The 13,073-nt window shown below is 71.5% G+C and carries 8 protein-coding genes and 1 pseudogene; 6 read left to right on the top strand and 3 right to left on the bottom strand.

Annotated elements, in window-relative coordinates:
- Window positions 1-543 precede the first annotated feature (543 nt).
- A complete protein-coding gene (locus ACFZCD_RS19965; protein ID WP_391833114.1) occupies window positions 544-891 on the top strand; it encodes an amidase family protein in 348 nt (115 codons plus the stop codon).
- A gap of 149 nt (window positions 892-1,040) precedes the next feature.
- Here ACFZCD_RS19965 and ACFZCD_RS19960 read toward each other — a convergent pair whose 3' ends face one another.
- Window positions 1,041-1,748 carry a PepSY domain-containing protein gene (locus ACFZCD_RS19960; protein ID WP_391832574.1) on the bottom strand — a complete coding sequence of 236 codons (708 nt, stop codon included), beginning with the start codon at window positions 1,746-1,748 and terminating at the stop codon, window positions 1,041-1,043.
- 95 nt (window positions 1,749-1,843) lie between these two features.
- A complete protein-coding gene (locus ACFZCD_RS19955) occupies window positions 1,844-2,986 on the bottom strand; it encodes an SDR family oxidoreductase (protein ID WP_391832572.1) in 1,143 nt (380 codons plus the stop codon).
- A gap of 190 nt (window positions 2,987-3,176) precedes the next feature.
- Between ACFZCD_RS19955 and ACFZCD_RS19950 the strand changes: the two are divergent.
- From ACFZCD_RS19950 to ACFZCD_RS19930, 5 genes and pseudogenes are all read left to right on the top strand, one after another.
- Window positions 3,177-7,721 (top strand): annotated as a pseudogene (locus tag ACFZCD_RS19950) (beta-ketoacyl synthase N-terminal-like domain-containing protein); the annotation flags it as partial.
- 817 nt (window positions 7,722-8,538) lie between these two features.
- On the top strand, window positions 8,539-10,668 hold the full coding sequence (locus ACFZCD_RS19945; protein ID WP_391832570.1) for an SDR family NAD(P)-dependent oxidoreductase: 2,130 nt from the start codon (window positions 8,539-8,541) through the stop codon (window positions 10,666-10,668).
- A gap of 87 nt (window positions 10,669-10,755) precedes the next feature.
- Window positions 10,756-11,127 (top strand): hypothetical protein, encoded by a 372-nt coding sequence (locus ACFZCD_RS19940; protein ID WP_391832568.1) that lies wholly within the window; start codon window positions 10,756-10,758, stop codon window positions 11,125-11,127.
- 41 nt (window positions 11,128-11,168) lie between these two features.
- Complete coding sequence (locus tag ACFZCD_RS19935; protein WP_391832566.1) at window positions 11,169-11,576, top strand: hypothetical protein; 408 nt, start codon at window positions 11,169-11,171, stop codon at window positions 11,574-11,576.
- Between the two features lie 172 nt (window positions 11,577-11,748).
- Window positions 11,749-12,009, top strand: coding sequence for a Mur ligase domain-containing protein (locus tag ACFZCD_RS19930; protein WP_391832564.1), 261 nt, complete (start codon window positions 11,749-11,751; stop codon window positions 12,007-12,009).
- A gap of 373 nt (window positions 12,010-12,382) precedes the next feature.
- Here the strand turns inward: ACFZCD_RS19930 and ACFZCD_RS19925 are convergent, their stop codons facing one another.
- Window positions 12,383-13,057: a hypothetical protein gene (locus ACFZCD_RS19925; protein WP_391832562.1), complete on the bottom strand. Its 675-nt coding sequence runs from the start codon at window positions 13,055-13,057 to the stop codon at window positions 12,383-12,385.
- Window positions 13,058-13,073 lie beyond the last annotated feature (16 nt).

Here is a 13,073-nt window from a genome sequence, read left to right as displayed (position 1 = left end):
CATCGGACAGGCCCTGGTTTGCGGGGGAGGTCACACGTTTTGCCCGGGACCGGCCGGCGCAGTCCTCAGCCGCTATCTCGCCGAGGGCTACCGTCGGGACGGCGGGTTTTAAAGCCACGACCCCTTGCCCCCCGGTCAAGTGCCATGACGTCATATCTGCGGTAACTGGACGAACTACCGTGACAGTTCGTTCAGTAGCGATCAGCTTGTCCACTTACATGCATGACGTGTGGTCCCCAGATGGTCCCCAGCCTCTGCGCGACCCTGACAGCCCCTGGCAGTCCAGAAACTGTCGGCTAGCTACAAGGGCCGGCGTAACGCCACCCATGTCGAAGCACCGAGCGGCGCCACGGTCGCCAACGACTGCTCCGGCTCCCCCTCCCGGTTGCTGATTCCTTCCGGCGCCCCGACCGGGGCGCGAGGATGCCCGGCATGCGCACAGGGCCTGTTATCAGCCTGAACCACTGGCGGCCACCACTGGGCCGGACACCTCGGAGGGCTCCGTTCTGAGCTTGGGACGGCCCCTAGGGTCGACGCGCGGAACTGCTGCGCTCCCAGGTCCACGACCGCATGTACGCGTTCCTGACCGAGTACCGCTTCCTGATCGCCCCGGTCACCCAACTGCCGCCTTTCGACGTGCGCGAACACTGGCCGAAACGGGTCGCCGGGGTGGAACAGACCTTCTACCGCGAGTGGATGCGCATCTGCTCGCGCGTCACGCTCGCCGGCCTCCCGGTGATCTCGCTCCCCTTCGGCTTCGCGGACCGGGGACTTCCCACCGGGCTGCAGATCATCGGCCGCCAGGGCGACGATCTCGGGGTGCTGCGGATGGCGGCCGCGCTGGAGACCGCTACGGGCACCTGGCGGCGGCATCCGAGGATCGCGCGGTAGCGGCTCGGGGTTGCCGGACGGGCCGAATCGCGCTCACCCCGCTGGGCGTCGACCCCGGCCGGCAGGCGCTGATGCCGGAGCGGACGTTGCGGGCGGTGCATGACGGCAAGAGACCGGATGCGCGCTCTCCCACTGCCCGGCGGGCCGTCTCAGTCGCGGTCGACGTGCTCGCGCAGCACCTTGCGGTTGGCGGCGTCGATGTCGTAGGTGGTCTTGTTCCAGTCGTTGGTGGTCACGACGTCGACGGACCAGACCAGGGTCTTGCTGTCGTCGGTGTCCAGGTCGAGCGAGGTGACGGTCCCCTTCTTGCGGCCGGTGGCGGTCGAGGCCGCGTCCTGCCAGGTGGCCGTGGCCTTGGTGAGCCTGTCGGCGAGCTTGCGCTTGTCCTCGGCGTCCTCGTCGGTCTTCGCCTGCGACCGCGTGACCTTGCCGGAGACACCGTCGACGACGACCATGCGGGACGTGCCGTCGGACGTGGCGACCTCCGTCTCCCACTCCGGCCCTCCCTCGGCCGACCGCTTCAGCTCCAGGGCCACCAGCTTGCCGCCCGGCACCGCTGCCGCGGCCGCGCCTGCCGCCCGGTCGTAGCCCACCTTCGCCGTCGGCACCAGCGCCTGCCGCTGCCTCTGGTCCTCGGTCATCCGCCCGGTGGCCGTGGCCCCCGGGCCAGTCGCCGTCGCGGTGGTACCGGGCGGCGGGGACGGGGTGGCCGTGCCCCCGTTCCCCTTCCCGCCGTCGCCGCCGCACCCGGTCAGGAGCATCCCGGACACCGTGACCGCGCAGAGGGCGCCGAGCAGGCGGCCGCCGAGCGGTCGGCTGCCGTGGTGACATCCGCGTTCCCTCACATCGTCGCTCATGACAACACTTGTTGCCTCGACGGTCGCCCCGCATGTCCGCCACACCGCCCTGTCACCCGACAGCGCCACTCGCCACGACCGTGGGCGAGGCCCTCCTATACGGAAAGCGATTCCCCGGCGTAGCCGAAGGCCCGCGAGAGGTACGCCTGGTCGATGGGCTGGGGGTCCGGCAGATCACCTACGGCCTGGAGCAGGTGGGTGCGGTCGTACGTGCGGCGGTGCATGGCGAACTTGAGCATCCGGCTGCCGTGCTGGTGGAGGCTCGCCTCGTAGCGCGTCGGGTCGGGCACCGACTTTTCCAGGGACAGGACCATGCCTGGATACCGGGACTCGAAGGCCGCGAAGGCCACGCCGAACTCCGTGTTGACCGGATGGGTCACGTGCAGGGTGCGCAGGCCGGGTTCGCCGGTCCGGGAGCGGACCGCCCGCACCATGGCGCGGGCGGCGTAGTCCACCTGGAGCAGGTTCAGGGATGCCTCGGGGTCACCGGTGAGGCGCACGCGGATCTCGTCGCCGCGACGGTGGGCACGGGCGAGGAGCCGGTCGGCGGCCTTGACGCGTCCCGCCTCGTGGCGCAGGAGGTCGTCGAAGAGCCGGGACAGGATGTCGAGCGGCTGACCGGGCAGCCCTTCGGGTACGCGCCGGTCGGTGACCAGCAGACCCGGCCGCAGAACGGTTGTCGTGCGCCGACGGTCCGGCAGGGCCCAGGCACGCACGAGACGTTCGGCGGTGTGCTTGGTCTCCTCGTAGAGGGTCACGAAGTCGTCGCTCTCCGACAAGTCCTCTTCCATGATGTGGCCCTGGCTTCGCCGGCCGGCCACGAAAGCGGTGCTGATGTGGACCATATGGGCTCCGGGCGCCTCATCGGCGAGCCGAAGGACGTGGCGGGTGCCGAGAACGTTGGCTTTGTAGAGCGGGGCGGGATCGCCTTCGAGGGCCAGCCGGGCTGCGCCGTGCCACACGGTGGTCAGGCCGTCGACGACACGGGCGCGGTCCTCGGGGGACAGACCGAGACCCGGGTCGGTGATGTCGGCGCCGAGATAGCGCACCCGCTCCAGCGTCCCCGGTGCCAGTGGGGGGCTGTCGAGCCATGTCATCGCGGCTTCGGTGCGCTCGCGGAGTTGTCGCGCCGTGCCGCGCCCCAGCACGGTGAACGTCTCCTCGGGCGAGTCGGCCAGGAGCTCGCGCAGGAGGCGGCAGCCGAGGAATCCGGTCGCACCGGTCAGCAGTACGGACACGTGGCAGCCTCCTTGGAACGGGCGGCATCGGCGGTCAACTCCAGGGCAAAGGTGGGGGTTTGAGGGCGAACCTCCACCGATCCGGGTGAACCATGCCGCCGGAAACATGCTCCGCGACGGTGGAGGGCAAACGTGAACACGACCAGGCGAATGCCGAGTTGTCAACACTCCGACCGGAAAGGCCGTGCCCATGCCCGAGCCCGGGGCCGATGTTCCACGGCCCATCGCCATCGTGGGTGCTTCATGCCGCTTGCCCGGCGGCGTCAACGGACTCGATGATCTGTGGACGGCGCTGCGGCAGGGACGCAACCTGGTCGGCAAGGTTCCGGAAGACCGTTTCGACGTCGACCTGTTCGTGGACCCGGCCGTGCCACGGCCGGGAAAGAGCTACACCGCGGCCGGAGGGTTCCTCGACAACATCACGGACTTCGACGCGGGCTACTTCGGCGTCTCGCCCAAGGAAGCCGCGCACATGGACCCGCAGCACCGCCTCCTGCTGGAGCTGACGGCGGAGGCGTTCGACGACGCCTCGATTCCTCCGGCTTCCCTGGCCGGCAGCGACACCGCGGTCTACATCGGCATCTCGGACAGCTCCTACGGGTTCCTGCAGATGCTGGAACCACGGATGATCGGCCCCTACACGGTCTCCGGGGTCGCCTCCTCGATCGCCGCCAACCGGCTCTCCCACACGTTCGATCTGCGCGGCCCGAGCATGGCGGTGGACACGGCGTGTTCCTCCTCGCTGGTCGCCCTGGACCGGGCCTGCCGCACCCTGTGGGACGGTACGAGCCGTACCGCCCTGTGCGGCGGGGCGAACATCCTGATCAGTCCGTACATCTACGTCGGCTTCTCGCAAGCGGCGATGCTGTCGCGGCGCGGGGCATGCGCGTCGTTCTCCGCCGAAGCCGACGGATTCGTCCGGGCCGAGGGCGGCGGCATGGTGCTCCTCAAGCCGCTCGACGACGCCCTGGCCGACGGGGACCGGGTACTCGGCGTGATCCTGGGCAGCGGCAGCAACTGCGACGGCAGGACGATGGGGCTCTCCCTGCCCGACCCCGAGGCCCAGGAGGCCCTGCTGCGGCGGGTGTACGCGGAGTTCGGAGTCCACCCCGACGAGCTCGTCTACGTCGAGGCCCACGGCACGGGCACGCCCGTGGGCGACCCGGCCGAGGCCCGGTCGATCGGGCGTGCCCTGGGCATCCGCCGGATCAGCGGGGAACTGCTGATCGGCTCGGTGAAGGCCAACCTGGGCCATCTCGAGCCCGCATCCGGCATGGCCGGGCTGTGCAAGGCACTGCTGGTGCTCAAGCACGGCATGGTGCCGGCCTCCCCGTACGCCGGCAATCCCCACCCGGGCATCGACTTCACCGGTCTCGGCCTCCGGCTCGCCGACGAGAGCCGCCCGCTGCCCGCCACCGGCCGGCCCGTCGTCGGCATCAACTCCTTCGGCTTCGGTGGTGCCAACGCCCACGTCATCGTGGCGGCCGCCCCGCCCGATCCACCCGCCCCCGGCCTCTCCGCGAGCCCGGTGCCTCCCGAGGGCCTGCCCGTCGTCGTCTCCGCTCGCACCCCGAAGGCGCTGGGGGAAGCCGTCTCCCGGATGGCCGGCCACCTGGCCACGACCTCCCCGGAGGACTTCTACGACCTGGCGTACACCTCCTGCCGCCGCCGCGCCCTGCACGAGTACCGTGCCGCCGTCTTAGCCCATACGCCGGCGCAAGCGGCGCGGCTCCTCACCGGCCTCGCCGAAGACGACCCCCGGCGACCGGGCACGGCGGTCGGTGCCGGCCGGATCACCTTCGTCTTCGCCGGTAACGGCTCCCAGTGGGCGGGCATGGCGGCCGATCTCCTCGAAACCCACCCGGTCTTCCGCGAGGCGATCGCGGAAGCCGACGCCGAACTGGCCCCGCACCTGGGATGGTCCGTCGCCGAGCGGCTGGCGGCTCCGGCCGAGCGGGGGCGGCTGGAGGCGACGGAGGTGGCCCAGCCCCTGCTGTTCGCCGTGCAGCTCGGCATCATGGCCGTGCTGCGTGCCCAAGGCGTGCGCCCCGCCATGGTGGTGGGTCACAGCGCGGGCGAGGTGGCCGCGGCCTACGCCTCCGGGGCCCTCTCCCTCGGCCAGGCCGCCCGCCTGGCCGCCGTGCGCGGCCGGACGCAGGCGAGGGCCGCCGGCAGCGGGCGGATGGCCGCGGTCGGCCTCGACGCCGAGCGGGCGGCCGAGGACCTGCGGTCCTTCGGCCGGGGGCTGGAGATCGCCGGGGTCAACGGCCCCAAGGACGTCACCGTCGTCGGCGCCGCCGACGCGCTGACCGGCTTCGGCGCCGCCCTGCGGGAGCGCGAGGTCTTCTTCCGTGATCTGGGCCTCGATTACGCCTTCCACAGCCGGGCCATGGACCCGTTGCGTGAGCCCTTGATGGACGGCCTCGCGGGGCTCGAACCCGCCGCGGCGACCGTTCCCTTCTACTCCACGGTGACCGGCGCGCAGACCAACGGACGGGATCTGGACGCGGAGTACTGGTGGAGCAACGTGCGCCGCCCGGTGCGCTTCAAGGACGCCGTGGAGCAGATGCTCGAAGACGGAGCCGACGTCTTCCTGGAGATCGGCCCGCACCCGGTGCTGCGCGCCTATCTGCGCCGCATCGCCGAGACGCGCCCCCGGACCACCGTGGCGGTGGTGCCGACACTGCGCCGCGGGGCCGACGGGCCGCGCGCCCTCGCCACCGCCCGCGCCGCCCTGGTCGCGGCGGGCGCGCGCACCGACTGGGACCGGTACTTCCCGCGACCCGGCCGCGCTGTCGCGCTGCCCGCCTACCCCTGGCAGCGCGAGCGTCACTGGGGCGGAGGCAAGGAGCAGTGGACACGAGGCGCCAAGCGAGAGCATCCGCTGCTCGGGGCACGGGCCGAGGCCCCCGTCCCGGCCTGGGCCGGTGCCGTCGAACCGGCCGTCGTGCCCTGGCTGACCGGCCACCGCGTGGGCGGAACGGTCCTGGTGCCGGCCACCGCGTACGTCGAAATGTGCCTGTCGGCCGGAAAGCTGGTGCTGGGCACCGATGTCGAGCTCGAATACCTCGACATCGCCCGGGGACTGGTCGTGCCCTGGGAGGACGCCTCCGGCACTCGTCTCCAGACCGCGCTCACCCCCGACGATGGCACGGTCCTCGTCTCCAGCGGTGAACCCCACACGGCCGGTACGCACTGCCGTGCCCGGGTCCGTACCCTGCTGTCCCGGCGCCCGGCGGCCACGGATCCGGGCGCCTGGCGCGCCCGGTGCTCCGACCGCATCGAGCCGGATGCCTTCTACGCCTCGTGCGCCGGCGTGGGCCTGTGCTACGGATCCGCCTTCCAGGTCCTCGACGAGCTGCGCACAGGGCCGGGCGTGGCCTTCGCACGCTACGCGCACGACGCTCCCGGAGCCCCCTACACCGTTCACCCGGCCCTTCTGGACGGGGCGTTGCAGACCGGCGTCGCGCTGCTCCTCGGCCGGCTCGACGCGGGCCTGGCGTACCTGCCCTGCAGCATCCGGGCCGTCCGCGTCTGGGCCACCCCGTCGGCGACGGGCTGTTTCATGGTCCAGGAACGGTCCCGCACCCACGAAGAGGTGTGCTGGGACATCCTCGTCACCGACCCGGACGGCACCGTCACGGTTCAGCTCGAAAGCTGCCGTCTGCGCCGTGTCGCCTCCGACCGCAGCCGCTCGCCGCAGGTCACCCACACCGTCCTCCGTGCCGCACCGCACCCGGAGGAACCGGCCGGCCCTTCCCCGCTGCCCGCGCCGCACGAGCTCGTCGCCGCCTGCGCCGGGCACATCGAACGGTTGCGTGCCGACGGACGCGAGCTGCGCTGGGATCAGTTCCTTCCGCTCGCCGTCCAGCACTTCCTGCGCGCCTTCGCTGCCACGGTCGCCCGTGCGCTGCCCGACCCGGCGGCCCCCTTTACCCCGGAAGACCTCGCCGCGGCGGGCTTCGACGAGGAAAAGTACCGCCGCCTCGAACGATGGGTGGCACCGGAACTGGTGAGGACCGGGCTCGCCGAGCGGTGTCCGGACGGCAGGCTGTGTCTGACCGGTGCCCACGCCACGCCCGGCGCCCGGGGGTGGGAGATCGTCGACAGCAGCCCCGGCCACTGCGTGGAGCTGGCGCTGTTCGCTCACCAGGCCCAGCGCCTCGAGGGCATCCTGCGCGGTGCCGAAGATCCGCTGGATCTGCTGGTCGAGGACTCCACCAGCAAGGTGCTGGAGCTGTTCTACGACATCGCGCCGTTCTGCCGCTTCCACAACCGCATCGTCCAGACGCTGGCCCGGGAGATCGTGCGGCGCTGGCCGGCGGACCGTCCCCTGCGGATTCTGGAGGTCGGCGCGGGCACCGGCGGCACGGCCGCCGCCCTGTTGCCCCTGCTTCCGACAGACCGTACCCGCTACCACTTCACCGACGTCTCCGCGTACTTCCTGCCCCGGGCCCAAGCCCGCTTCGCCGCGTACGACTTCGTCGAGTACCGCACCTTCGACCTGGACGTGGCCGCCGGAGAGCAGGGCTACGGCGCGCACTCCTTCGACCTGGTGGTCGCGGCCCACGCGTTGCACACCGCAAAGCACCTGCCGGATGCCCTGCGCGGGCTCTGCGCACTGCTGGCGCCCGGTGGCCAGCTCCTCGCCATCGAGCCGCACACCGAAGACCTGGCTCTGCCGATCTTCGGCACGCTGGACAGCTATCACACACGCGCCGACACCGATGTGCGGCCCGGCTCACCGCTGTTGTCCCGGGACGCGTGGCCCGGCCTTCTCGCGGCCTGCGGATTCGCGGAGGTCGCCCAGACCGGAGACGACCGGGCCCCGGCGCGCGAGGGCAGCTCCGTCATCGTCGCCGCCACCCCCGCCGGGCAGCCGGGCACCGCACCCGCGGCAGCCCTGCCCGCCCCCCCGGGCCGGCACCCACCACCTGGTCGCTGCCACAGCCGACGCGGTCACACCACTGGCGGGCGCCGTGGTCGAGGCCATAGCGCGGGCGGGGGGCACGGCCGTCGGCCCGGTAGTGGCCGGTGCCACCGAACTGGCCTGGACCGGCCTGCTCGCCAGTGCCGCTCCGCAGGCGGGCACACTCGCCGTCACTCTCCTCCTCGGGCCGGTGGACGAGCGCGAACCGGACGGCATCGCGGGGTACACGGCTCGTCAGCTGGAAACCCTGCGCGCCCTGGCCTCCGCCTGCCAGGAACTGCCGGACACCGTCCGCCCGGAGATCTGGCTCGTGTGCGGCCCCAACGCCGCTCTGCCCGTGGGCGCGGAGCCGGACGAGGTCCCGCCCGTCGCCGCGGCCTGGTGGGGCGCGGCCCGCTGCCTGGCGAACGAGCATCCCGAGCTGCACAGCCGGAGGATCGCCCTGACCGCCGCCGCCGACGATCCGGGCGACGACGCCCGCAGGATCGTCCGCGAGCTCCTCGGCCCCGGCGCGGAGGACGAGATCCTCCTGACGCGCCACGGGCGGTTCGTGCCCCGCGAGCAGGTCCGTCCCGTGGCCGCACCCCTGGCCGCGACAGCCGGGCAGGATCGCGCCTTCACCTTGAAGGTCACCAACCCCGGCCTGTCCTACCGGCTCTCCTGGCAGGAGACCGAGCTTCCCCGGCCCGGCCCCGGGCAGGTGCTGATCCGGGTCAAGGCCGCCGCTTTGAACTACCGCGACATGATGCAGGTGGTCGGGCTGCTGCCGGAGGAGGTGTTCGAGGGCACGAGCTCCACGCACGGCTATGGAGTGGAAGGAGCCGGCGTCGTGGTCTCCCGCGGCGCGGGGGTCACCGACTTCAAGCCCGGTGACCGGGTCGCCGGCTTCGCGTCCGGCTTCCTCGCCTCGCACGCCCTGGCCGACGCCCGGGCCATCTGGTGCATCCCGGACGGTTTCCCCGTGGCCTACCAGGAGGCGGCGACCCTGCCCGTCGCCTGCGCCACGGTGCAGTACGCGCTCGGCACCCTGGCCCGCCTGCGGCCGGGGGAGACGGTCCTCGTACACGGTGGAGCGGGGGGCGTGGGCTTGGCGGCGGCCCGGTACGCGGCGGCGCACGGCGCACACGTCATCGCCACCGCGGGCAGCGGTGTCAAACGCAGTCTGCTGCGCGGCCTCGGCGTCGAACACGTTCTGGACTCACGCGGCCTCGACTTCGCCGAAAAGGTGAAGGAGATCACCGGCGGACGAGGCGTCGACGTCGTCCTCAATTCCCTTGCCGGCGAGGGCATGGCCCGGAGCCTGGAACTGGTCCGCCCGGGCGGCCGCTTCGTCGAACTGGGCAAGCGTGACCTCTTCGAGAACAAGCCCCTGTTGCTGCGCCCGTTCCTGAACAACATCGCCTTCTTCGGCATGGACTTGACCAAGGTGCTCGCCGACCCCCGCAGCGCCGTCGCCCTCCTCGCGGAGGTCTCCGAGGCGGCCGCGAAGGGAGGCTTCCGTCCGCTGCCGCACAGTGTCTTTCCCGCGGCACGCGTCGGCGACGCCTTCCAGCTCCTCCAGCATTCCCGCCACATGGGAAAGATCGTGGTCGCCTTCGACACCTTGGACGAGCCCCCGTTGGTGGAGCCGCTGCGGCGCGCCCCGCGGCTGGATCCAGAGGGCACGTATCTCGTCACCGGCGGGACGGGCGGCTTCGGGGCGGCGACCGCCGCGTGGCTGGCCGACCGCGGTGCCAGGCATCTGGCTCTGATCAGCCGTCGCGGCCCGCAGGCCCCGGAGGCGGACGAAGTCCTCGCCGGGCTCCGGCAGCGCGGCGTGACGGCCACCGCCTACGCGGCCGACGCCACGGACCTGGTGGGGATGACGGAGCTCGTCGCCCGCATCGACGCCGGCGGGCACCCTCTTCGCGGGGTCGTGCACTGCGCCATGCACCTGGACGACAAGGACTTCCTCAAGCTCGGCACCGAGCGGATGAGCGCCGTACTGCTGCCGAAGATCGCCGGAGCCACGGTGCTGGACCGCCTGACCCGCGACCGCGAGTGCGATCTGTTCCTGCTGTACTCCTCGTTCGTCACCACGCTGGGCAATGTCAAACAAGCCCCTTATGTGGCCGGCAATCTCTACCTCGAAGCCCTCGCCCGGCAGCGGCGCCGCGCCGGCGAACCGGCTCTGGCCATCGCCTGGGGCCCGATCGCCGATGTGGGATTCGTGGCCCGGAATCAGCTCGCGACGGTGATGGCGGGCATGGGCTTCGAGGCAGTTCCTCCGGCCGAGGCATTCGCCGCCGCCGAGGCCCTCCTGACCACGGACGCGGTGGTCGCCTCGGTGACCAGCGCCGACTGGCACCGGGCACGCACGCTCTTCCCCACGGCAGGCACCCCGCGCTTCTCCCACTTGGTGCCGGAGTCCGCCGACGGCGACGGATTCAGCAGGGAGGAGCTGGTGCGTGCCCTCGGCCAGATGTCCAGGAAGGACGCCCTGGCCTACCTGGCCGGCCATCTCGCGGGGCTCCTGGCCGAAGTCCTGCAGATGGACGCAGGGGACATCGACCCGCACGCACGCGTCGACAGCTACGGCCTCGACTCCCTCATGGGCGCCGAACTGCTGGTCAAGGTGCACAACCGCTACGGCATCGAAATCCCGCCCATGGAGCTGCTGCGCAACGCCAACAGCACCCTCACCGACGTCGCCCAGCTCCTCTACGTCAGGCTCGGCCTCAACCCGGACCAGGACGGCCACGTGAGCTCCTGATGAACGCACCCCCAGGCTCGCCCGTGCCTACGAGACCGACAACAACCCGCTCTACCTCGTGTCCCCGGCACCGAACTGCACCTGGGCATGTCCCGCCGCCTGTTCGCCGCCTGCGATCAGCTGCACCACGAGGACCAGATCATCGCCGAACGCACCTCGGGCCTGCGCGCCGAGTACCAACGCATCGCCGACGAGCCCGCTGACGAAGAGGCCGAGGAACAGCGCCGCCGCGAACAGCGCCGCGTCTTCCGCGAAACGCAGTATCAACGGCGCGAGCTGATCCGGGAACGCCTGCGTGACGCCTACGAAGACGGCGCCTCCCGCCAGTGGAGCGACCTCCTACCCGCCCACCAGGAGCCCCGGCTCGACCTCGACGAGCACCCCGGCATCCTCGAGGCAGCCACCGCCGAGACCTATCTCGCTGTGCGCCAGGACGACCTTCCGCACCACCGGCGCTGAGAGGCATCACCGGCCACAGGCGAGCAGGCAGGATAGGGGACATGTACACCAGCCCCGGCCCTGTGATCGTCGCTGCTGCCCTGATCGCGATAGTGGTCGCGTTCCGCATGCGCTCCCGGCGCAAGCGGAACGCGGCCCTGGCCGCCCAGTGGCACAGCCTCCAGCAGCAGCGGACCGCCGGCCACGGCCACCTGCTCCAGGTGACCCGGGTCTACCAGCGCGGCCGACGCGGCTCGAAGGCCGTGATCAGCTGGTGCGACACCGGTGCACGACAGGACGCCTGGTTCTGGAACTGGCACGTCCCGCCCGGCGCGTACCTCCTGGTCTCAGCCACCAGCGGCTACGGGCCTCACACCCACAACCCCAACGTCCTCTACGTCCAGCCCGACCAGGTCCACGCCTGGGTGCCGGCCCAAGCTGCCCGTGCCGCCCAGAGGCAAGCGGCCTGACCACCAGCCCCGACCGGTTGCTGACGTCGGCCGCCGCGAGGAGCCGCACCCTGGCTGTTTCGCGGAGGCATCGCCCATCGGCGTCCTGCTGACTGCAATGACGGCCTCGACCGCTTCTCCGCGGGCCGAGGTGTCGTCCGAGCGAGCCAAGCGGAAAGGAGAGTCTTCAACCGTGATTCCTTCGACCCTCGCCGAGATCGCCCAGGCGACCGGCGGCAGGCTCGACCAGGCCGACCCCGGCACGCCGGTCACCGCACCCCTGCTGTTCGACTCGCGCACCGTCACCGCCGGCGGGCTGTTCACCTGTCTGCCCGGCCGTACCACGGACGGGCACGCCTTCGCCAAACAGGCGGTTGCCGACGGCGCGGCTGCCGCGCTGGCGACCCGGCCGGTCCACGCCCCGGCCGTAATCGTGCCCGACGTGCTGGCCTGAGCTGTCCGGCGGCCCAGGCCCCCTGCCCCCCGCGGGCTTTGGCATGGGCGCGAGCGGCCAGCAGCATCGAGGAAGGATCCGCAGCACCGGCGGCTGCTGGGGCCAGCCGCGGAGGCGCTGGACGATGCGGTGGGGAGGGGGCCCAGGCAGCCGAGCCGGCTCGGGCGCGGCTGCGTGAGTCAGGGCGCCGGACATGTCGTACGGCAGCCTGCGGAGGATGCTGCCGGAGGAGGTCGAGCACCTTCCCATCTCTGGTGGCGCGTCGTCCGCCGCGATGGACCGGCTGGCTCCGCGACCAGGGCCGACGGGCCGACGACGAGGGAAAGGCGGACGACTGCCAGCCCCGGTCGTCTTCCTCAGGAAGCGGGCGGCATCAGGTACAGGGGCTGCTGTCCTCGGCGTAGATCTTGATGGAGCCTTCGTAGTCCTCGGCGAAGGCGGTGGCAGCGCCACCCAGCTCCTCCACTCGCTTCATGGTGCGATCGAAGAAGTCCCTGCCCGACGGCCACAAGCAGGCCAGCAGCAGGTCCTCGTGGTAGGCGAGCAGCTCTCCGTCCTCGACTCGCAGGGCAACAGGGAAGAGGTGATCCAGGGTCCGGGCGGCGAGTTTCTCGCGGGCGCCCGGCTTCCAGGAAACCCAGTGTCCGGTGAACGGCAGTATCAAATCGGGGCGTATCGTCCGGGCGTGGGTGATGGCCATCTGCTGCAAGTCCTCCCACCAGGGCATCAGCAGACGTATTCCGTCGATGTAGCTGTAGATGCGGCTGCGCGAGGCGGTGATGACCGGCCCGTAGTCGGCCTTCCTTTTCCGGTACTCCCTGGGGTCGACCTCGCGCAGTTTCACGTAGGCGTGACAGCCGACGGGGCGTCCGGTGGCGTACGCCAGGCCCCGTATGGGGCCTCCCAAGGAGACCAGGTTTCGGTCGTACATGTAGCCGACATGCCGTTCGTGGTCAGTGCCCGGGTGCTGGGGTGGGGCAGCCACGCTGACGGCTTTGGGGTTGTAGTCGTTGTCCGGGCGCGGAACGAGCTGAAGCTTGAGGGGCATGACGGTGTCCCCTCGC

Source organism: Streptomyces sp. NPDC008001 (assembly GCF_042958085.1).
Classification (GTDB): Bacteria; Actinomycetota; Actinomycetes; order Streptomycetales; family Streptomycetaceae; genus Streptomyces.
Note: the sequence above shows the minus strand (reverse complement) of the source record. Positions and strands in the feature narration are given on the sequence as shown.

Bases quoted from the DNA above. Each gene is read 5' to 3' on its own strand.
- ACFZCD_RS19960 (WP_391832574.1), bottom strand. From the start codon at position 1,748: ATGAGCGACGATGTGAGGGAACGCGGATGTCACCACGGCAGCCGACCG.
- ACFZCD_RS19940 (WP_391832568.1), top strand. From the start codon at position 10,756: ATGTCCCGCCGCCTGTTCGCCGCCTGCGATCAGCTGCACCACGAGGAC.
- ACFZCD_RS19935 (WP_391832566.1), top strand. From the start codon at position 11,169: ATGTACACCAGCCCCGGCCCTGTGATCGTCGCTGCTGCCCTGATCGCG.
- ACFZCD_RS19925 (WP_391832562.1), bottom strand. From the start codon at position 13,057: ATGCCCCTCAAGCTTCAGCTCGTTCCGCGCCCGGACAACGACTACAAC.